This is a genomic window from Helicobacter sp. 11S02629-2 (genome assembly GCF_002272875.1).
Taxonomy (GTDB): domain Bacteria; phylum Campylobacterota; class Campylobacteria; order Campylobacterales; family Helicobacteraceae; genus Helicobacter_I.
On sequence record NZ_MLAN01000003.1, the window covers coordinates 12,579 to 33,780 of the forward strand.

General features: G+C 35.2%; 18 protein-coding genes. 6 read left to right on the top strand and 12 right to left on the bottom strand.

Translation table 11 applies throughout. From position 1 onward, the window contains the following. Positions 1 to 116: 116 nt before the first annotated feature. A complete protein-coding gene (locus tag BKH40_RS02800; protein WP_095276768.1) occupies positions 117 to 554 on the bottom strand; it encodes a hypothetical protein in 438 nt (145 codons plus the stop codon). 82 nt (positions 555 to 636) lie between these two features. Beyond that, positions 637 to 3,366 carry a phosphoenolpyruvate carboxylase gene (locus BKH40_RS02805; protein ID WP_095276770.1) on the bottom strand — a complete coding sequence of 910 codons (2,730 nt, stop codon included), beginning with the start codon at positions 3,364 to 3,366 and terminating at the stop codon, positions 637 to 639. Between the two features lie 70 nt (positions 3,367 to 3,436). On the opposite strand from BKH40_RS02805, the gene ilvC reads away from it, so the two are divergent. Next, positions 3,437 to 4,456, top strand: coding sequence for a ketol-acid reductoisomerase (gene ilvC, locus BKH40_RS02810; protein ID WP_095276772.1), 1,020 nt, complete (start codon positions 3,437 to 3,439; stop codon positions 4,454 to 4,456). Between the two features lie 67 nt (positions 4,457 to 4,523). On the opposite strand, the gene pstS is transcribed toward ilvC, so the two are convergent. Beyond that, entirely contained in the window at positions 4,524 to 5,570 is a 1,047-nt protein-coding gene (gene pstS / locus BKH40_RS02815) for a phosphate ABC transporter substrate-binding protein PstS (RefSeq protein ID WP_095276773.1), read from the bottom strand. A 104-nt stretch (positions 5,571 to 5,674) separates the two neighbouring features. Here pstS and BKH40_RS02820 point away from each other — a divergent pair, with 104 nt between their 5' ends. The 3 genes from BKH40_RS02820 (at position 5,675) to BKH40_RS02830 (ending at position 8,645) form a co-directional block, all read left to right on the top strand. Then, entirely contained in the window at positions 5,675 to 6,337 is a 663-nt protein-coding gene (locus tag BKH40_RS02820) for a response regulator transcription factor (RefSeq protein WP_095276775.1), read from the top strand. Then, complete coding sequence (locus tag BKH40_RS02825; RefSeq protein WP_095276777.1) at positions 6,331 to 7,326, top strand: ATP-binding protein; 996 nt, start codon at positions 6,331 to 6,333, stop codon at positions 7,324 to 7,326. The genes BKH40_RS02820 and BKH40_RS02825 overlap by 7 nt, the downstream gene beginning before the upstream one ends. A gap of 122 nt (positions 7,327 to 7,448) precedes the next feature. After that, on the top strand, positions 7,449 to 8,645 hold the full coding sequence (locus BKH40_RS02830; protein ID WP_095276779.1) for an NADP-dependent malic enzyme: 1,197 nt from the start codon (positions 7,449 to 7,451) through the stop codon (positions 8,643 to 8,645). 106 nt (positions 8,646 to 8,751) lie between these two features. Here BKH40_RS02830 and gmhA read toward each other — a convergent pair whose 3' ends face one another. From gmhA to BKH40_RS02870, 8 genes are all read right to left on the bottom strand, one after another. Further along, positions 8,752 to 9,345 carry a D-sedoheptulose 7-phosphate isomerase gene (gmhA, locus tag BKH40_RS02835; protein WP_095276780.1) on the bottom strand — a complete coding sequence of 198 codons (594 nt, stop codon included), beginning with the start codon at positions 9,343 to 9,345 and terminating at the stop codon, positions 8,752 to 8,754. A gap of 3 nt (positions 9,346 to 9,348) precedes the next feature. After that, entirely contained in the window at positions 9,349 to 10,728 is a 1,380-nt protein-coding gene (gene rfaE2, locus BKH40_RS02840; protein WP_095276782.1) for a D-glycero-beta-D-manno-heptose 1-phosphate adenylyltransferase, read from the bottom strand. After that, a complete protein-coding gene (locus tag BKH40_RS02845; RefSeq protein WP_095276784.1) occupies positions 10,729 to 11,718 on the bottom strand; it encodes an NAD-dependent epimerase/dehydratase family protein in 990 nt (329 codons plus the stop codon). It abuts the gene before it with no gap. A gap of 239 nt (positions 11,719 to 11,957) precedes the next feature. Further along, complete coding sequence (ftsZ, locus tag BKH40_RS02850; RefSeq protein WP_095276785.1) at positions 11,958 to 13,094, bottom strand: cell division protein FtsZ; 1,137 nt, start codon at positions 13,092 to 13,094, stop codon at positions 11,958 to 11,960. Positions 13,095 to 13,121: 27 nt separating this feature from the next. Continuing rightward, on the bottom strand, positions 13,122 to 14,495 hold the full coding sequence (gene ftsA / locus BKH40_RS02855) for a cell division protein FtsA (RefSeq protein WP_095276787.1): 1,374 nt from the start codon (positions 14,493 to 14,495) through the stop codon (positions 13,122 to 13,124). 9 nt (positions 14,496 to 14,504) lie between these two features. Next, complete coding sequence (locus BKH40_RS02860) at positions 14,505 to 16,100, bottom strand: peptidylprolyl isomerase (protein WP_095276789.1); 1,596 nt, start codon at positions 16,098 to 16,100, stop codon at positions 14,505 to 14,507. Positions 16,101 to 16,194: 94 nt separating this feature from the next. Beyond that, positions 16,195 to 16,653, bottom strand: coding sequence for a hypothetical protein (locus BKH40_RS02865; protein WP_095276790.1), 459 nt, complete (start codon positions 16,651 to 16,653; stop codon positions 16,195 to 16,197). 189 nt (positions 16,654 to 16,842) lie between these two features. After that, on the bottom strand, positions 16,843 to 18,147 hold the full coding sequence (locus BKH40_RS02870) for a citrate synthase (protein WP_095276792.1): 1,305 nt from the start codon (positions 18,145 to 18,147) through the stop codon (positions 16,843 to 16,845). 136 nt (positions 18,148 to 18,283) lie between these two features. Between BKH40_RS02870 and icd the strand changes: the two genes are divergently transcribed. Continuing rightward, the gene (icd, locus tag BKH40_RS02875) at positions 18,284 to 19,567 is read left to right on the top strand and encodes an isocitrate dehydrogenase (NADP(+)) (RefSeq protein WP_095276794.1); all 1,284 of its coding nucleotides are present in this window, start codon (positions 18,284 to 18,286) and stop codon (positions 19,565 to 19,567) included. 247 nt (positions 19,568 to 19,814) lie between these two features. Beyond that, complete coding sequence (locus tag BKH40_RS02880) at positions 19,815 to 20,276, top strand: DUF302 domain-containing protein (RefSeq protein ID WP_095276795.1); 462 nt, start codon at positions 19,815 to 19,817, stop codon at positions 20,274 to 20,276. Positions 20,277 to 20,339: 63 nt separating this feature from the next. On the opposite strand, the gene BKH40_RS02885 is transcribed toward BKH40_RS02880, so the two are convergent. After that, a complete protein-coding gene (locus BKH40_RS02885; RefSeq protein ID WP_095276798.1) occupies positions 20,340 to 21,140 on the bottom strand; it encodes an EI24 domain-containing protein in 801 nt (266 codons plus the stop codon). Positions 21,141 to 21,202 lie beyond the last annotated feature (62 nt).

The window sequence follows — 21,202 nt, forward strand, 5'->3', positions numbered from 1 at the left end:
AATTATAGCTAAAATTTCGCCTTTTTGTAAAATATAAAATCTTGCAGCAGTCGCCAAAAAGAGTGCAAAAAGCTTAAGTCCACAAACTAAAGTAAGCCAACTATACTAATAAGTATCTACTCTAAGATTCCTTCTATCTCACTAGGTACTACCACAAAAGCCCTAGCTTCAAATAAGTCTTTATCAAACTTTAACATGGCATTTAAAAATATATCTGCTTCTTTTACATCTTGAAAGATAGTAGTAGTCTTAGCACTATTTAAAACTTCATAGATGCTTTTATACTCGCCAACCCTAACTATCTTGCTTTCACTAAGCCCAATATTAGCCTTGCCACTAGACCTTCTAACTATGATCTCATAAAGATATAAAGGCTTAAGCTCGCCTGATGTATCGCCATTTGAAGTTAGTTTTTCTACAAAGCTGCCTTGTTTTGGTGCTACGATATTAGTGTTATAGTAGCTGTTTGCAGCTTTTATTAAATCGTCCAAACTCACAACTGAAAACACCATGGGAAGGTCTACGAAAAAGCCTACTGGTTCGGTTTGTTTCATGTGTCTACCTTTAAGCTAGAAGTTTAAATGTAACTTTACCATACATTTCTTAGTGACTTTTAGGCTTTATAGGCTTATAACCTCATCCAGTGTTTCTAACACCCTGGGCTATACCTACTATGGTGCTATGGATTTGCTCTATAAGACTAGTTTTTAGACCTTCATACTTTGCAGTTTTATAGCGTTTTATAAGCTCTATTTGCAGTAAGTTTAAAGCCCTAAGATTAGGCATGCGTAGCATGATAGTCTCACGAAGATCAGCTTGCTGTTCAAGCAACTCATTTTCATCTCTAACATAAAGTAGCCACTCTTTAGTCTTAGCGTACTCATCACTTATCTTATTCCATATGACAGTTTTTGTAGCTATATCGCCTACGAAGTCATTATAAAGCTTAGCTATATCCATGTCTACTTTTAAAAAGCCTTGGGCGATGTTATCTATAGTCGTTTTAAAAAATATCGAGTTTTGATAGCACTCTTGAAGCATTTTTTTATCATTTAGCCCACTTAAAGCACTTCCTAGACCATACCAAGCTGGGATTATGCAGCGGTTTTGTGTCCAAGCAAAAACCCAAGGGATGGCGCGCAAGTCTTCTATGCTTTTAGAGTTTTTACGTTTTGAAGGGCGTGAGCCAAGATTAAGCTTTTGGATGAACTCAATAGGAGTAGCAGCATTAAAGTACTCTACAAAACCATCTGTATCATAAACTAGATTCCTATAAGCTAGATAGGACATACGAGAAAGCTCTTCAAGTCTTACCATATAAGGATCAACATTGCAGTAAGGCTTCATACTATTTATAGAATCTCTTTTATGTTCGCTTTTACAGTAGTTATCTATCACCACTTTTTTTAGCAGGGTTGAGAGGGTTGATTCAAAGTTGTTATAGGCTATGTTTTCATTTAAGTATTTTGAGCTTATAACCTCACCTTGTTCAGTAGTTTTTAAAGTAGTGCCTACACTTCCAGTTGGGAAGGCCATCAAAGCACTTTCTAGCTGACCTCCTCCACGGCTTATACTCCCACCCTTACCATGGAAGAGTAAGAATCTTACCCCTAGTCTATTTTCAAGTTTCATTAGGTCATAAATGGCTTTATTCAAAGAGAAGTTAGAAGTAAAGATCCCTCCATCTTTACTAGAATCCGAATAACCTATCATTATCTCTTGTTCCATATCGCAGTCTTTTAGGTACTGTCCATAGTGGCTATTTTGAGAAAGCACTTCTAAGATATCTTGTGCCCTTTCAAGGTCATCTATAGTTTCAAAAAGAGGAGTTATATGGATTTTTGCCTTGCCTTTTTTAATGGTCACATCACCACCTTCACTATGCCTTACCTTTCCTCTCTCCCAAAGTCCACTAGCATATGCTAGCCACAGCACAGCTAGCATGTCGCTAGGCTCTTTAGTCATAGAGATGATGACTGACTTAAGGACGTTTTTACTTATAGTTTGCTTAGCCCAGCTTATACGTAAAAAGGCATTTAAAACGCGTCTTGTAGGCTGGCTTACCTCCCAAAGAATCATATTTAGGTTAACTGGTGGCTTTCTTAAAGCCACATTAAGTACTTCTTGGCGTTTGCTTTCATTAAGATTTAAAAAGTCACTATCTGCAAAGCCTTGCATACAAAAGACCTCACTTACTGCTTCCATATATAAGTCTCTATGCTCTCTAAAGTCAAGCTCCATTAGATGGAATCCTCCAAGCAAGACAAGATTCCTAAAACTTTTAAGCCTCATATTAGCCAAGTCATCAAGAGAGTGTATAAGCATATCTATATCTTCTAGTAACTCTTTTGGGGTTTCATAAGTAAAGTCTATGGTATTAGGCACATTCACTTTTAAGAGGTGGTTTCTAAGCTTTAGCTTTATAAGACTAAGCTTTGCACGAAATGGCTCCCTATCAAAAAGCTTTAAAGAATCTGTATCAAGATAGCTTCTTTCTTTTTGCAAAGATTTTAAAAGCTCCTTGCTAGGCTTACAAAAGTCAACTGATATGGAAAGCTCGCGTATAAGCTTATTAATCTCTTTTATATAGATATTTATTATTAGCTCATGTTGGGTTTTCATAACCTTAGTAAAAAGCTCATTAGTCACAGTTGGATTCCCATCCCTATCTCCTCCTATCCAACTTCCTAGCTTTATAGGAGAGACACTAAGTGGGGCTTCTAGTATGTTTGAGACTTCATTTAAGGTTTTTAAAGCTGAAGGTAAGATGCTACTTTCTACAATGTATAAGAGGTTATCAAGCTCAAAAAGTACTTCAAGCTTTTCACTTCTTACTAGGTGGGTTTTCCAAAGTAAGTGAAGCCTGTACTTAATGTTTTTATAGCTTTTTTCTAAAAGCTCTTTTGCCTTAAGAGTATCTAAAAGCTTGTATTCTTCGATATTTGCAAGCTCTTTACTTATCTCTTGGTGGGCTTCTAGGAAGGTTCTCCTTCTAGATTCTGTTGGATGGGCAGTAAAGACTGGGTAAAACTTTATCTTTTCTAAAAGCCTATCACAGTGACTTTTTTGGAATCCTTCTTTTTCCAAGTTCGCATAGACTTCTTTAAAAGATGATATACAGTCTTCTTTTGAGAACTTTAGCTCTTCATAAGTGTTTAGAAGTATGTTTTGCAAAGAAAAAGCTTTTATGATAGCTAGCATATCATCGCCATTACTAATGCTAGCTATAGTGTCTTGTAGCTCTAAGGAATCGTTTTTATACAAACTTAAAGCCTTGCTAAAAGCCTCAAACTGTGCTCTAAGCTTAGTATTTGATATCTCTATAGCATCTAGCAATAATGCATTTAGTTCATTGTATTTTTGCATTGTTTACCTCTAATTTTCACATAAATGTTCATTATAATATAACATTCCATTCGAAAAAAGGATCAACTTAATGCAAATATATTATGACAAAGACTGTAACTTAGACATCATCAAAGGTAAAAAAGTAGCCATCATAGGCTTTGGCTCTCAAGGTCACGCCCACGCTGAGAACCTTAGAGATAGCGGAGTAGACGTGGTTATAGGGCTGCACGCTGGTGCTAAAAGTGCTAAAAAAGCAAGCGATAAAGGCTTTAAAGTGCTAAGCGTTGCTGAAGCTAGCAAGTATGCTGACATAGTTATGATGCTAATACCTGATGAGCTTCAAGCTGAAGTTTTTGAAAAAGATATAGCACCAAACTTAGTTGATGGCAACTTTATAGCATTTGCCCATGGCTTTAATGTACACTATGGTCAGATCAAAGCTCCTAAAGGAGTAGGCGTTATCATGATAGCTCCTAAAGCACCTGGTCACACTGTTAGAAATGAGTTTGTAAACGGAAGTGGTATCCCAGACTTAATAGCAGTACACCAAGATGTAAGTGCAAATAACGCAAAAGAAGTAGCCCTAAGCTATGCTTCAGCCATAGGTGGTGGAAGAAGTGGGATCATAGAAACTACTTTCAAAGATGAGACTGAAACTGATCTTTTTGGTGAGCAGGCTGTGCTTTGTGGTGGACTTACTAGCTTAGTAAAAGCAGGCTTTGAAACACTAGTAGAAGCAGGATACCCTGAAGAGATGGCTTACTTTGAGTGCTTACATGAACTAAAACTTATAGTAGATCTAATCTATCAAGGTGGTCTAGCTGATATGAGATACTCTATATCTAATACTGCAGAGTATGGTGATATGGTAAGTGGGCCAAGAGTTATAAACTCTCAAAGCAAAAAAGCTATGAAAGATATCTTAAAAGATATCCAAGATGGTAAGTTTGCTAAAGACTTTATCTTAGAGAAAAAAGCAAACTACGCTAGGATGAATGCAGAGCGTAATATGCTTGAAAATCACCCTATAGAAAAAGTAGGCAAAAAGCTAAGGGCTTCCATGCCTCATATTTCTAAAGGAAAGCTTATAGATAAAGATAAAAACTAGATTCTATATCTTTAATATAACCTCTGCTTTTTAAAAAACTAAGGCTTTAAAAGCCTTAGTTCACTACTTAAAACTTAAGATACTCCATAACTTCATCCTGCACCTTTTTAGGTATGACTAAAAAGCCCATATCACTAGCTATATTTGCACTTTGCTCAAAGCTAAATCTAAAAAACTCCTTCACTTTAGGAGATCGGTTTGAGTGCTTTGGTAGGAGGATAAAAGTTGAGCTAGTGATTGGATAAGCACCTTCTTTTTTGATAGAGATAAGAGAGGTTTTAAAGTCATTAGATGCACTAAAAGTGGCATTACTAGCAGCTAGTTCTATAGACTTAGGGTTTGGGTAAACATAGTTTTTTTGTACTCCATCTTGAAGCTTAGCAGCATTTAGATTAAGTGATACTTTATAGCTTAACTCAGTATAGCCTATAGTGTTTTTAGTCTGTTTTAGAATCTGACTTACGCCTTCATTACCCTTTGCGCCTACTCCTGTTGGCCAAGGCAAAGACTTACCAACACCAACTACATCCTTCCACTCCTTAGAAATACTAGCTAGATAGCTTGAGAAGTTATAAGTAGTGCCACTTCCATCACTTCTATGAACTACAAATATAGCCGCATCTGGTAGTTTTAGACTTGGATTTAACGCCTTGATACGCGGGTCATCCCACTTAGTTATCTTTTTTAAAAAGATATCACTTATAACCTCATTGCTTAGTTTTAATTCCCCATCTTTAATGCCTTCAATGTTATAAACAACTGCTATAGCACCTATAACAGTTGGAAACTGATATAAGTTAGCCTTCTTTAAGTCTTCACTTTTTAAGGCTTCATCACTTGCACCAAAGTCTATAACACGCGCTTTTACCTGCCTTATACCGCCCCCACTGCCAATAGATTGATAGTTTACATTTTTATGCATAACCTTTCTATAGTTAGCCACCCACGCATAATATACATCAGCCGGGAAAGACGCCCCTGCTCCTTGTAAGTCCCTAGCTTGCACAAGGCTTAGACTTGATATAAAAGCTACAAGAAAAACTAAAAGCACTTTAAAAGGCTTAAGTTTTAAAACTCTCATATTTTTGAAAATTCCCTTTTTTAAAATCTGCACGCCTGTCTCCTTTAAGTTTCATTTTAACTTTTTAAATTGTAATAGGCTATTATGACTATAAAATTACTCTAAAATATTACAAAATTTATCAAGAAAGATTGACTATGGATCTTATTTTATGTGTGGATGATGAACTAGACTTGCTAGAGTTGCTAGAGTACAACTTAGAGCGCGCAGGATTCCAAGTAGCAGTTACACTTGATACTAAGATGGCTATGAAGTTTATAGAAAACGAAAAAGTAGCCCTAATAATCATGGATAGGAATCTAAAAAATGAAAATGGCTTAAACTTCATCCTAGAACTAAAAAGACTAGGCTACATGATACCTACTATATTTTTAAGTGCCCTAAGCCTGCCACTAGATAAAGTTGATGGCTTAAAGGTTGCTGATGACTACATAGCCAAGCCTTTTGATATGGATGAGTTACTAGCTAGGATAAAAGCTGTGCTAAGAAGATATAGCACACCTGCAAGCGAGCTTTTAAAATATAAAGATCTAACTTTAAACCTAAGCACAAGAGAGCTAAGTAGTCCTAAAGTAAGTCTAGATCTAAGTGCTTTAGAGTGCAACTTAATAGCATGTTTCTTTCAAAATAAGAATCTAATCTTAACAAGAGAGCTTTTATTAGAAAAAGTCTGGGGTAATAGAGACTACCAAGAAAACAGTGTAAACGTCGCTATAAAGCGCCTAAGATCTAAGCTAAAAGATAAGGGCATAGACTTAAAGATAAAGTCTATTAGAAGTGAAGGCTATAAGCTTTGCTAGTCTTGCAAGCCCTAATCACGCTTATATTTTGCATCATCTTAATACTAGTGCTTTTTCAAAAAGTCTATCTGATAATCTTTTTTTGCATCCTAGGTATAGTACTAAGTGTAACTTGCTATATCTATATCAAAAAATCAAACCTTAATCTAAAAATTATAACTGCCATAAAAGATGACCTAAAAGCCCTAGCCTCAAGAAGATATGATGACTTAAAGCTTATAAAAAGCCCCTTTAGTGCCGACTTAAAAGCCATATCTAAGTCCTTAGAAAAGCAAGACTTAAAAATACAAAAGCGAACTAAAAAGCTAAAAGCCTTAAACGAGAAACAAGCAAAAAGCTTACACGCCATATCTCACGAGCTAAAAAACCCACTAAGCATTATAAATGCTTCAGTACACTCTCTTAAAAACACCCTTCCCCTAGAAGATGAAAGCCTTCCTAACAAAGAGCTTTCAAAAGAGCAAAAACTGCAAAATGCCTTCTTGCAAAAGATAGAAAATGGAAGCAAAAAGATAAATCTAATACTTACAAAACTCTCTCTTACTTCATCTCTAGAGCAGGGATTTTTAAATATCAACTTAGAAAACATAAGACTTGATAAGCTTTTAGAAGAGCTAAGTTTTAATATTTTTAGTAAAGATAATGTAGTTTTAAAAAAGATTCCAAAAACCCTTCTAGCTGATAAAATCTTACTTGAACAAGCCTTAATAAACCTCCTTCAAAACGCAAACAAGCATGCTAAGAAAAAAGTTTACATAGAGATAAAGTCACGCTTTCTTGAGATCTATGATGATGGAAGTTTGATAGATAAAGATTCTTTAAAACTACTAGGCAAAAAGTTTTATAAAACCAAAACTTCAAAAGAAGTAAGTGACCACTCCTTAGGTCTTGGGCTTTTTATAGTCAAAGAGATAGTTAAGCTTCATGGCTGGCGTATATTTTTCAGCATAAAAAAAGACTATGGACTAAGAGTTAGAATCTACTACTAAGCCTTTTTGGTTTCTTAAAGCCACAACATATAAAAAACGTTACAAAATAACAAAGATACTTACTTAGATTAATTTAAAATAATGTAAAATTTATACATTTTCAGCAAAAAGGATAAACAAAAATGAGTGATTTAGAAAAACCAGAAAAAACAGTTTATGAAAAAAGCCTAGATTTACACGCTAATAATAGAGGGAAGTTTAAGATAACTTCAAAAGTGAAAGTTGAAAACAACTACGACTTAAGCCTAGCTTACACACCCGGAGTCGCCGCTGCCTGCCTAGCTATAAAAGATGATAAAGAAAATGCTTATAAGTACACTACAAAAGGTAACATGATAGCAGTTATCACTGATGGCACTGCAGTGCTTGGACTTGGCGACATAGGACCAAGTGCTGCCATGCCAGTTATGGAAGGAAAGTCTATACTTTTTAAAGAGTTTGCAAACGTAGATGCCATACCGCTTTGTATAGATTCCAAAGATACTGAAGAGATAATCAAAACTATTAAAAATATAGCCCCTAGCTTTGGTGGTATAAACCTTGAAGATATAAGTGCGCCAAGATGCTTTGAGATAGAAAGAAGACTTCAAGATGAACTAGATATACCAATCTTTCATGATGACCAACATGGAACTGCCATAGTTACTTGTGCTGGGCTAATAAATGCAGCAAAAGTTGTTAATAAAAAAATGAGTGAGTTAAATATAGTTATATCAGGGCCGGGTGCTGCAGGTATAAGCATAGCTAAGCTTCTACTTGACTTTGGCGTGGGTAACATCGTCTTAGTAGGTAGAAAAGGTGCTGTAGCAAAAGGAGAAGCTTGGCTTAATGATGAACAAAAGCACATGGCAACTATCACTAATAAGCATAATGAAAAAGGAAGCCTAAAAGATATCATAAAGGGCAAAGATGTATTAATAGGAGTTAGTGGACCAAATACTGTAAATGAAGAGATGGTAGCTTCTATGGCAAAAGATTCTATAGTCTTTGCCATGGCTAACCCAGTGCCTGAGATTATGCCAGACTTAGCCAAAAAAGCAGGTGCTAAAGTAGTAGCAACAGGTAGAAGTGACTTTCCTAATCAGATAAATAACGTGCTTGTTTTCCCGGGCATCTTTCGTGGAGTACTAGATGCTAGATCAAAGGTTATAACCCAAAGCATGAAGATAGAAGCTGCTAAAGCTATAGCTAATATAATAGATGAAAAAGAGTTAAGTGAAGACTTCATCATCCCTTCAAGTTTTGATAAAAGAGTAGCCCCTCATGTCGCCCAAGCAGTGGTTAATGTCGCTAAAAAAGAAGGTTTAAATAGAATCTAAAAGCACCTAACTTAAAACTTTAAAGCTTAAGGCTTTAAAACTTTGCTAGCCTTAAACTTAATGCTAGCAGATAGCTTAAAAAGGCTAGTTTTTAAAGCAAAGCCTACTATTTATTACAACCACAGTTTGCAAAGTGCTCTTCTATAAGCTCACAAAGTATATGGATATAAAGTATGTGTAGCTCTTGGATTCTAGGAGTATCAGAACTTGGTGCTATTAGGTTAATGTTGCAGTACTCACTCATAAACCCACCATCTTTACCACTTAAACCTATGCTTGGGCAGTATAAAGCCTTTGCTACTTTTAAAGCCTCTAATATATTTTCAGAGTTTCCACTAGTTGAGATGCAAAACAGCAAGTCACCCTCTTTTGCTAAAGCTTCGACTTGACGTGCAAAAACATACTTAAAGCCATAGTCATTGCCAATAGCTGTTAAAGCTGAAGTATCTGTGCTTAAAGCTATGGCAGGAAGGCCTCTTCTTTCTCTTTTATATCTACCAGTAAGCTCAGCTGCAAAGTGCTGACTATCTGCTGCACTGCCTCCATTACCACAGATTAAGATCTTATTGCCACGAACTAAGACATCTATTAAAAGTGAAGCGGCGTTTGCAAGGGGACCTTTTAGAAGGCTAGCTTTTTGCATAGCTTCTAGGTTTTTATCTAGCTCTTGTTGGATTTTATCTTCTAGTATATTTGACATGTTTTATCCTTTAATTTTATTAATTATATTAGTCGTGCTTTTATCTTTGATAAACTCTAGCAAAACTACTTCTTTTGCGATGTTGCTTCCTACTACTTCTTTGCCTTCATAGTCTGCACCCTTTACTAAGACATCAGGATGCAAAGCCTCTATAAGCTTTAAAGGAGTATCTTCATCAAATACCACTACAAAGTCCACACAAGACAAACTTGCTAGTAGATAAGCCCTATCATATTCACTATTTATCGGGCGTGCCTTGCCTTTTAGTCTTTTAACTGAAGCATCGCTATTAAGCCCAACTACTAGCACATCACCTAAAGTTTTTGCCTTTTGAAGATAGCTTGCATGACCTACGTGCAAGATATCAAAGCAGCCATTAGTAAAAACTATCTTTTTCCCTAAGATTCTATATTTTAGAGAGTTTATATCTAAAATCTTATGACTTACTATGGAGCGGCTAAGTGCGTTTTCTATCTCTTCTAAGCTAGCAACTGCAGAGCCAAACTTTCCTACAACTATAGCTGCTGCTATATTGGCAAAGTCACAAGCTTGCTTTATATCTTCTCTATCTTCTATAAGCTTAAAAGCAATAGCGGCAATTGCACTATCCCCTGCCCCACTTACATCATAGACTTCTTGAGCCTTAGCCCTTGACTTAGCAAAGATTCCATCTTTCATATAGCCTATACCATCTTCACTAAGAGTGATTAGCGGATACTTAAGCTTGCAAACATCTTTCATATAATTTAGTGCTTTTTTAAGACTTTCGTCATCTTTTATATCTATATCTGTAGCAAAGCTTGCTTCTTTGATATTGGGCGTTATGAGAGTAGCACCAAGATATTTAGTAAAGTCTTTGCCTTTTGGATCACATACAATCAAGATATTATGGGCATTACAAAAAGAAATAATTGCTTGTGCAAAAGACTTACTTAACACACCTTTTGCATAGTCACTTAATATAACGCAGTCAACTTTTTCTAATTTTAGGGCATCTAAGATCTTATCTTCTAACTCTTTGCTTATAGGCAAGATCTTTTCTTCATCAAATCTTAGCATCTGATGGGTCTTAGCAACTATCCTGCATTTTAGTGTCGTAGGTCTTTCATCTTTAAAAACTAAGTCTGTGTTTATGCCTTTAGATTCTAAGATATCTAAAAGTTTTTTACCATTTTCATCATGACCTATAACGCCACAAATCTTAACCTTAGTTTTAAGTGCTACAAGATTATTAGCCACATTGCAAGCACCCCCTAGACTAAAACTTTTGTCTTTAGCCAAAAGCACTGGTACTGGTGCTTCAGGAGAGATCTTATCTACACTGCCAAAGATATAGCTATCTAGCATCAAATCGCCTATTACTAAAATGCTTTTTGTTTGCATCTATAATCCTAACTTTTGAAGATTTGCACAAGCTTTTATATCCGATATATAAGCACTTATGCCAGTTTTAATATCATAAAGTGGCTTATAGTCTGGGATAAAGCAAGCAGTATCAGCTAAGGTCTTACTTTGAAAGAAGGGGTAAGGATTAGGTATATATGTAACCTTAAAATCTCCTAGATGGGATTTTAAAGCATCTATAACATCATTAAAACTTGCATTAACCCCAGTAGCTAGGTTGTATATACCTTGGGCGTTAGGCGACATGGCTTTTAAAAAACCTTGTACTATATCATCTATATATACAAAGTCCCTGCTTTGACTTCCATCTTCAAAAAGTCTTACTTCACCCTTGTTGATAGCCTGCATGCCAAGTTGTAAAATCATACTAGCTGTGCTTTTCTTAAAGTACTCACCCTTTCCATAAGCATTAAATATTCTTATACCAACTACATTATTAGCATTTATACGTCTTAAATCATTATCCATAGCTAGTTTTGAAAAACCATAGATATTTTCTGGAATCTCACCCTTACCAACTGTGTTTGGTGAAGAAGTCTTGCCATAAACTGCAGCACTACTAGCATAGATAAGCTTTGCTCTATGGGTGCTAGCAAGTTCTAAGATAGAACTAAAAGAAGTATAGTTTGTAGCCATAACTAGCTCTGTGTCAGTGCAGGTTGTATCAGATATCGCACCTAGATGAAAGATACAATCAAATTTATAATTAGACTCTAGATATTTAAGATTTTCTTTCTTGCTTAAATCCATGCAAAGTACTTCTATATTAGGTCTTAACTCTATATTTTTAAAAGAGCCTAGATGAAACTTGTTGCTTCCAAAAGTATCAAGTGCTACTAGGCGCATCAAAGGATAGTTTTTTGATAGGTAGTTTAAGATATTAGAACCTATAAAACCTGCTGCTCCAGTGACTAAAACTCTAAGAACTTTATGTTCTACTTTAATAATGTCTTCTATGTCTTTGTACATAAACTATCCTTTTGTAAAAATCAAAAATAGGTATTCTGCTTATACATAATAGCAAAAATTTAAATCTAATGCCTGCAAAGAAAGGTTTTAAAAAATGCTTTTAAATCTTAAGAGAAGTAAAAAGTCTTAGAAGAAATTTTAAAAAGCTAGGAGAAGTTTTAATCAAAAAAGATAAGCACTCTTTTTAAAAGAGACTTACTTTTTCTAGATGGTGATTTGTGGATAAGCTAGTTTAAAAGCTAGTCTTTTTTATAGCGTTGATATGAAGGAAGGGATAAGTCCACATCATCGAAGTTTTCCCCACTGCTAACTTTTCTTACCATCTTGTGTAACACACTGTCCATATCAGAACCAGACTCAGTACTCACAGTTTGCAAAGTAGTATCAGGAGCTTTTTTTTCTTCATCAAAACCAGTGGCTATGATAGAAACTCTAACTTCATCTATATCAAGATCTTCAGTAGTCATAGTTCCCATGATGATATCTGCATCTTCACTTGCTGCTTCTTCTACTATAGCCATAGCCTCAGAGATAGAAACTAAAGGATAGTTAGGATTAAACTCAAAGTTAACTATAGCTCCCTTAGATCCCTTTATAGACATACTATCAAAAAGAGGAGATTCTATAGCATCTCTAACTGCTTGTGTAGCGGCATCTTCACCTTTAGCCTCACCTATACCCATCAAAGCAAGACCTTTATACTTCATAACAGTAGTAACATCTGCAAAGTCAACATTCATACCATCTTCGCTATTTTTTAAGATGATATTAACTATGCCATTAACTGCTCTTGATAGTACATCATCAACTAGCTTTAAGCCCTCTTTATAACCTACGTTTTTACCAATCACAGACATAAGTTTTTCATTAGGCACTAGTACTATAGAATCTGTACTATCACAAAGCCTTTTTAGGCCCTCTTCTGCTAGCTTAGACTTCTTTCTTCCTTCCACGTTAAAAGGTTTAGTAACTATAGCTACAGTTAAAGCACCAACTTCTTTAGCCGCCCTAGCAAAAACTGGCGCGGCACCAGTCCCAGTGCCTCCACCCATACCAGCAGATATTATTACTAGATCTGAACCTTGCAAGGCTTCTTTTATACCCTCATAGCTTTCTTCAGCAGCCTCTTTGCCAACTTCAGGATTGGCACCAGCACCTAAGCCCTTTGTAAGCTTTTGACCTAAAACTATCTTGTTTTCAACCTTACACTTAGCCATGTGTTGAACATCAGTATTAGCTATGATTAACTTCACAGAGCTATTAACCCCCGTTCTTTTAAGGTGGCTTATCATATTGTTTCCGCCACCTCCAACGCCTACTACGGTTATGTTTGCATTCATATTAGGTGCAACTTCTTCTAAAACTATATCATCCATCAATCCACTTCCTATAAAATCTATTTATTAAAATAAGTTTGTAATCCATCTTTTAAACCATCCATCTCGTTTTGCTTCTTGTACATCTTCTCTTATGTCAATTTCTATCTTTTCTTCTCCCCCGACTTTTTGATTTAGGTTGGATAAATCCACCTCAAACTCCCCTAAAGGTGCACCAGTCGGTACTGGATCAGATTCTAACATATTTAGATCAGTATGCCTGCTTTTAATATTTCTTTGATAATCTTTTTCATAATTAGTAAACTTTCCTGAACCATAAAGTATTAAACCCACTGCAACTGAGCTATCTGGATCTTTAAGATTATCAAAAAGGCCGCCTATTTCTATAGGCTTTGCTACTCTTACTGAAAAAGTTCTAAAAAGAGCTGAAGCAAACTCTCTCATGCCCGGAAGATTAGCCATGCCTCCAGTTAAAACTACGCCTGAGATGACATCTTTTAATCCACTTTTTTCTAAAGACTTATTAAGTATGGTAATAGTTTCTGCAACCCTAGTGCTTATGATATCTTGAACTATATCAAGCCTTACTTCTTTTTTCTCTCTCTCATCTGCGATACTTGGAACCTCTAAGGCACCTTGCTTTTCACTTTCACTAGGGATAAGATTGCCATACTTTATCTTTATCTCATCTGCTACGGCTAAAGAAGTGCCAAGGATGGTGGCTATATCATTAGTTATATAACTTGACCCAACCCCTAAGAAGTCATTGTATCTCATAGAGTTTCCATTATAAATCATAAGCTCACAAGTACTAGCACCCATATCTATACAAGCAACTGCTGGAAGTTCTCTCTCTCTATCATCTAAAACTGCAATGCTTGCGGCATAAGATGAAAGCACCATAGTCTCTATATCAACCCCAGCTAGCCTAACAGCACGTCTTAAGTTTTCTATACTTGCTTTTTGTGCCGTAACTATGTGCACAAAAACTTCAAGCCTAGCACCAATCATACCTAAAGGATCTTCTACATCATCTTGGTTGTCTAGCTTAAATCTAAAAGGCAAGATATGTATAACTTCATAGTCATTTGGTATCTGTGCTACATATAGTGCATTATCAATCGCCCTATCTATAATCTTTAAGTCAATCTCAGAATTACTCACATTAATAACGCCAGAGTTTATATAGCTTTTAGTATACGCTCCAGATAAAGAGATGATAGCTTTTGATATATCAACTCCTGCCATCCTTTTAGCATCTTCAATACTGCTTCTTATAGCCTTACTAGCTTGCTCTATATTAACTACCGCACCTCGTCTTATCCCTTGTGACCTAGAGATACCAGTTCCTATAATATGGGCACCTTGAGAATTGACTTCTGCAATAACAGAACAAATCTTGGTAGACCCAATATCTATGCCTAAAATAACTCTACTCAAAATTTACTCCTAATATCTAGTAACTTTACTATGCAGCTCAGCATATCGTATCAAAGAATCTAAAATCATAGAGGTTTTTAACTGCTGAACCTGCTCACTACCATTTGAATTAACCAGATGCATAAGCTCTGAGTAACTTGGTAGTTGCTGAGATTTTATATTATAAATCAAAGCTTTAGTATTATTTGCCAGCCACACTATGCCTTTTTTATTATATGACTGAAAAATATTCCTCAAAGCTACATTAATGTCATCTTTACTTAACCCATTTATATTAATCTTGCCTGCATCAGCAGCACTTACTAACCCAAAGTCTATAAGTCCGCTTGTATCTTTTAGCTCTTTATTAGCCACATCTTTAATATAGCTTGCCCTTTTTTTTACTATCAAGTCTTTTTTTGCTGCATCTTTAGCTAACTCAAAACTTAAAGGCTCTTTATCTTTGGAATCTAAAATACTCATAGTTATATATGAGTTATTATTAACATGTGGCTCTAAAAGCTTAGCCTTAGTCGTATGCATCTTATCTAACTCTGTTATGATAGCTGGCACAAGGGCTTTAGTGTTTTCATCAAAGCTTAAGGCATGCACTTTTATAGAGCCTTTTGCTATATCTACACCATTATCCCTTGCATCTTTTAAAGCCTTTATTTCTGAAGAGCTTGCATCTATAATAGAGTTCATATCGTTTTGATTTTCTTCTTTTGTCTTAGAAAGATCAGCAGTTTTTAAATAGACTTCTGCAAACTTTGCAAGGTTGCTAGCAAGCTGCTTTTTAGCATCTAATATGACTTTATCTTTAGCTTCATCATAAGGTAAAACTTCTCCATTAGAATCTAGATACTTAAACTTATTTTCTTCATAAAACTTTTGTATCTCAGCATCAGTTATAGGCAAAGAATCTGCATTAATATTTATATAAGCAACCTTATATTTTATTGGAGTGGTATAAGCGTTTTTATGACCTTCCCAGTACTTTTTAACTTCATCTTCACTTACGCTAACTTTTATATTACTAGCATCTAGATACTTTAGCTGCAACTCATCTTTTATATTAAAAGCACTTAAAAAAGCATCTACTTCATAGCTAGAAGCTGGAAAAAGGCTAATTGAGATCATAGTCTGTCTTAAAAGTTCAGTTGCTATTTGAGATTCTACATCACTTGGCTTTCTATGAGTGCTAGCTACATACTCTTTATACTTTTGAGGATCAAAAACTCCATTAGTCTGAAACTCTGGTATGTTTTGTAAGTAGCCTCTAATCTGTTCTGGAGTTACTTTTATGCCAAGTTTTTCAGCATAAGAGCGAATCAAAGCTTCGCTAATAAGCCTATCAAGTGCTACCTTATCAAGACCTAAAGACTTAGCTTCTGCATCATCTATCTGATTTCCATGTTGTGAAAAGGTACTCATAACGTTTTGATACTCATTTTGATACTCTTCATCTGATATGTAGATATCACCCACCCTAGCAACTGACCCTGGGTGACCAAAACTAAAAGCATTTGCCCCCCAGCCAACAACACCAGCAGCTACTAATGCAATAACACTAATCCAAACGGTAATAACTAGATATTTCTTATGCCTCTGCATCCAATCGAGCATCTATTGCCTTTATGCGTAAATACGTGATATGTAAGTCTAGATTATAACAGAAGTTCGATCCTTTAAGGACTGAAGGGATTAAGCACCAAAGGCTTTATAATAAAATAAATCTAAGACTAACTTTTATCATATCACCATCTTTCTTTGTAGTTAAATGGCTAATGTAAACAAAGTTAAGATTTTCAAGCTTTCTTAGTGCTTCCATAGCGTCTTGTAGGCTTCCTTCGTAGTTTAGCTCATAAGTTTGTATGCTTAAAGTTGGAGATAAATCTATCTTTTTAGCACTGCAAAAAGATTCTTTACAGTTGTTTAACAAAATAACATCTTGCAAAATAGTCGGCATAAAAGTTTTTAACTTTGCCTCTAAATCTATACTTTTTGTATCGCTTTTTAAACTTATTTTTTCATCATGAAAGAAATAGTTAAACTTTTGCTGCAATAAAGAATCAAACTTAGAAGATAGTACTAACAAAAATGCCAAACTAAGCACATAAAATATAACTAGCTCTTTTAAACTTTTACTTCTTAGATAAACCATTAAACTTTCAAACATCTTAATACTTCTTTTTTTGACTTATAGCTTTACTTTATAGAATCTAGATTCCATAAAACTTAATAATAGATTTTTTAAGATTTTAGCATATGCCCTTATGGATACAAAAGGGCTTTATAGGAGGACAAGTAAGGCCTATAAGCTAAAAGCCTAGCTTATAGTTTAATGCATCAATTAATGCGCGCTTCACTACTTACCTAAGTAAACCTGTCTTGGACGAGTGATTCTAGCTTTTGGATTTTTCATATGCTCAAGTAGTTGTGCACACCAACCCGGCATCCTACCTATAGCAAAGATAGGTGTGAAAAGCTCAGTTGGAATCTTAAGTGCGCTTAAGATGATACCTGAGTAAAAGTCTACGTTTGGATATAGTTTTTTCTCTATAAAGTAAGGATCATGAAGTGCTACTTCTTCTACTTTATCAGCTATATCGCTAAGTCTAGTATCCATCTTAATACCTTTGCTTGCTAGCTCATCTTTTAGTCCTTTTAGGATTTTTGCTCGTGGGTCATAGTTTTTATAAACCCTATGTCCAAAGCCCATAAGTCTGAAAGGATTATTATGATCTTTTGCCATGTCTATGTACTTATCTACATTTTTCACATCGCCTATCATTTTAAGCTGAGAAAGTACGCTCTCATTAGCCCCACCGTGAGATGGTCCCCAAAGTGCGTTAATACCAGCACTTATAGCAGCATAAGGATGAACGCCTGTGCTTGCTACGTTTCTAACAGTTGTAGTAGATGCATTTTGCCCATGGTCTGCATGAAGGATAAAAATCTTATCAAGTGCTTGGATTTCAAGTGGACTTATCTCTTCTTCGCCTTTTAAAGTCTGCTTCAACCTGCCATAAGGATAGCCCCTTAACATATATAAGAAGTTTTCTACATAAGGTTTAGTTATATCTGGATCTATAAAAGGTGCGCCAACTGAGTTTCTATAGCAGTAAGCAACCATGGTTGGAATCTTAGCTATTATCCTTCTTGCCATGACTTGGTAAGCATCTTCTTCTTCACTATCTGGAAGATTAAGTCTTACGTGCTCATGATAAACAGTTGCTAATACGCTTACTATGGCAGATAAAGCAGCCATAGGGTGGGCTTTATCTGGGAAAACATTAAATATATCTTTTAGTCTTCTATGCAAAAAGCTTCTGTGTCTTAACTCAAGGTCAAAGAGTTTAGATTCATCAGCAGTCTTTGGCAAGAAGTCATCATCACTTATTAAAAATTTACATATATCTGTAAAGTGGTATTTATTAACTAGGTCTTGAACTAGGATTCCTTTATAGTAAAGTTCACCTTTTGCTCCATCTATATAACTTATAGTGCTTTCACAGGCGGCAGTTGACCCATAACCTGGATCATAGGAAAAAATCTTTGCTTTTTCATAAAGTTTGCTAAAGTCTATAGCGTCTGGCCCTCTAGTACATTTTATTAGATCAAAATCAAAACTTTCATGTGTTTCATTATTAGTGAGAGTTACAGTACCCATCATATTGCCTTTAAATTTGAATTGAACTTGATTCTACACGCTAAAGATAAAAAAAGCCCAAAAACATAACCTTTTTAAACAAGTTTATATCTTTTGCAGTTACAATTAAAGACATATATTATTTTTAGGAGAACTTATGAGTACCTATAGTCCAAAATTTTTACAAAAGCCTACAAGTGGCGAAACTATAACAGTAGATTCTAGTGGCAAGCTAAATGTCCCAAACAACCCAGTTATACCTTTCATAGAAGGCGATGGAATCGGAGTTGACATCACACCAGCTATGATAAAAGTGGTAGATGCAGCAGTAGAAAAAGCATACAAAGGCACTAAAAAGATCACTTGGTATGAAGTGTATGCGGGAGAAAAGTGTTTCAATAAGTTTAAGGGCGAAAAGTCTCTTACTCCAATGGAGCAGTGGCTTTTACCAGATACTATAGATGCACTAAACCACTATAAGGTATCTATAAAAGGACCACTAACTACTCCTATAGGCGAAGGCTTTAGAAGCTTGAATGTGGCATTAAGACAAACTATGGATCTATATGTCTGCCTAAGGCCAGTTAGATGGTATGGAAGTCCAAGTCCAGTAAAAGAGCCGGGCAAGGTTGATATGGTGATATTCCGTGAAAATAGCGAAGATATCTATGCTGGGATAGAGTTTGCTGAAGGTACTCCAGAAGTCAAAAAGCTAATCAACTTCTTAGAAAAAGACATGGGCGTAACTAAGATAAGATTCCCTAATACTAGCGGTATAGGCATCAAACCTATAAGCAAAGAAGGCACTGATAGACTAGTAAGAAAAGCCTTGCAGTACGCTATAGATAATGATAGAGATTCTGTTACGATAGTACACAAAGGTAATATCATGAAGTACACTGAAGGTGCTTTTATGAAATGGGGTTACGCACTAGCTAAAAAAGAATTTGGTGCAGTTGAGATAGATAAAGGACCATGGTGTAAGTTTAAAAGTCCAAAAACTGGCAAAGAAATAGTAGTAAAAGACGTTATAGCTGATGCCTTTTTACAACAGATCTTACTTCGCCCAGCAGAATATGATGTCATAGCTACTATGAATTTAAATGGTGATTATATAAGTGACGCTCTAGCTGCTATGGTAGGAGGTATAGGTATAGCACCAGGGGCTAATCTAAATGATACTGTAGGTATGTTTGAAGCAACACACGGCACAGCTCCAAAGTACGCTGGACTTGATAAAGTTAACCCGGGCTCTATAATACTAAGTGCTGAGATGATGTTAAAACATATGGGTTGGCATGAAGCAGCAAAACTGATAGTTGATTCTATGATCAAGTCTATAGAATCTAAAAAAGTGACTTATGACTTTGCGAGATTGATGGATGGAGCAAAAGAAGTTAAGTGCTCTGAGTTTGCTGATGTTATGATTTCACATATGTAGTTTTTTGAATCTTAATTTAATGTATAGAATCTAGCCTTGTAAAAGGCTGGGTCACTCTTATAGTTTATACCATCAATCAAGATAGATTATGTTAACTTCTAGCTTTATTTTTATAAAAACCCTTGCCCTAACTTCTAATGCTGTGAATTATTATTGATGTTTTGATATCATGGCTTAAATTAGCCTAAGCTTTAAAGTAGCACTTTAAAAAAGAGGTAAATTTACATCACAACTAAGGATTAATAACATGAAAATGCTAAAAGCACTAATCGTAGGACTATTTATATGGCAAGGTATGGCTATGGCTAATGACTTCACTCCAAAGTATGACTTACTAGTTAAAAAAAGTAATAAAAGCTTTGAAGACACTTACAACGCCTTAGTAAACTTCCTAAAGGCTAAAAATATACCTATATTTGCAGACATAGACCACAAACAAAACGCGGTTGATGTAAAACTAGAGCTAAACCCAACTCGCGTTGTAATATTTGGGAATCCAAAAGTGGGCACTTTTTTAATGCAAGATAATCAAGAGATAGCTTTTGAACTACCTTTAAGAATGGCTATATGGCAAGATGCTAAAGGGCAAGTTTTTATCGCTATCAATGATATGAAAAAGTTACAAAAAATCTATAATCTTAAAAATCAAAAAGTAGTAGACAACATAGAGACTTTTTTAACTACTGTTGCAAATGAAGTAACCAAATAGCAAGCTTTAAAGCTTTACTTTTTAAAAGCCTAAACTTTTAGGCTTTTACCCTTCTTTCTTACTCTAAGATTCTAATATCTCAACATCTATAACATCTTCTTCATTTTTACCCTTAGGTGATCTTAACTCAAGTGCTGAAAACATATAATGGGCTATCAAAAGGCTTTTTAGTGAGACGGTTAGTGAGTTAACTATAGGTATAAGACTAAGTATATAAAGTGGTATATTTAAGAAAAAAAGTGCTAAGGCATTAAACCTTAAAAACTGCTTGCAGTCTTTAGAATCCATCAAAGATAAGGCTACTTCATAGTTTAGATTTATGGCTTGGAATCTAAAAAAGAGATAAAGCAAAACTAAAGCGCTTATAAATCCTAGTCCTATAAAGTGAAGCAAGCTAAAGATAGCCCCTATAATACAAAGCTTTACCACGCTAGCAATTAGCACTTTTATAGAAGTAAGCGTGCTATCGCCAAAAGAAGCAGGAGTAAGTTTGATATGACTATAGTAGGTCTTATGTATATGACTTACAATTATGGGTGTATAAAACATAGACATTATGACATTTACTACAACTAGCACAAAAGCACTAATTAATATTATCTCTATCCAAACTACAAGCTTTAAAAGAAGAGTAAGGACGTTAAAACTACCACTACTGTGCATGTAAGAGACTATAAACTGTGGGAAGAGATTAACTAAGTGATCAAAATTTTCATACAAAATGATAAAACTAAGAACATAAACTATGATTAAAATCACAAAAGATATGAAGTTTAAAAGCAGCATCTTTTTTGAGAAAAAATCACTTAATGTCCTACCTATAAACCCAGCCCCAAGCAACTGTTTTAGTAAAAAGAGTTTCATGGTCTCCCTTAAGATTTATTATGAAAATTTATAAAAATCGCATCCAAGTATGTCTAAAAGGA

Coding starts and splice junctions, on each gene's coding strand:
- BKH40_RS02800 (WP_095276768.1), bottom strand. CDS start 554: ATGAAACAAACCGAACCAGTAGGCTTTTTCGTAGACCTTCCCATGGTG.
- BKH40_RS02805 (WP_095276770.1), bottom strand. CDS start 3,366: ATGCAAAAATACAATGAACTAAATGCATTATTGCTAGATGCTATAGAG.
- ilvC (WP_095276772.1), top strand. CDS start 3,437: ATGCAAATATATTATGACAAAGACTGTAACTTAGACATCATCAAAGGT.
- BKH40_RS02820 (WP_095276775.1), top strand. CDS start 5,675: ATGGATCTTATTTTATGTGTGGATGATGAACTAGACTTGCTAGAGTTG.
- BKH40_RS02830 (WP_095276779.1), top strand. CDS start 7,449: ATGAGTGATTTAGAAAAACCAGAAAAAACAGTTTATGAAAAAAGCCTA.
- gmhA (WP_095276780.1), bottom strand. CDS start 9,345: ATGTCAAATATACTAGAAGATAAAATCCAACAAGAGCTAGATAAAAAC.
- rfaE2 (WP_095276782.1), bottom strand. CDS start 10,728: ATGCAAACAAAAAGCATTTTAGTAATAGGCGATTTGATGCTAGATAGC.
- BKH40_RS02845 (WP_095276784.1), bottom strand. CDS start 11,718: ATGTACAAAGACATAGAAGACATTATTAAAGTAGAACATAAAGTTCTT.
- ftsZ (WP_095276785.1), bottom strand. CDS start 13,094: ATGGATGATATAGTTTTAGAAGAAGTTGCACCTAATATGAATGCAAAC.
- BKH40_RS02860 (WP_095276789.1), bottom strand. CDS start 16,100: ATGCTCGATTGGATGCAGAGGCATAAGAAATATCTAGTTATTACCGTT.
- BKH40_RS02865 (WP_095276790.1), bottom strand. CDS start 16,653: ATGTTTGAAAGTTTAATGGTTTATCTAAGAAGTAAAAGTTTAAAAGAG.
- BKH40_RS02870 (WP_095276792.1), bottom strand. CDS start 18,147: ATGGGTACTGTAACTCTCACTAATAATGAAACACATGAAAGTTTTGAT.
- icd (WP_095276794.1), top strand. CDS start 18,284: ATGAGTACCTATAGTCCAAAATTTTTACAAAAGCCTACAAGTGGCGAA.
- BKH40_RS02880 (WP_095276795.1), top strand. CDS start 19,815: ATGAAAATGCTAAAAGCACTAATCGTAGGACTATTTATATGGCAAGGT.
- BKH40_RS02885 (WP_095276798.1), bottom strand. CDS start 21,140: ATGAAACTCTTTTTACTAAAACAGTTGCTTGGGGCTGGGTTTATAGGT.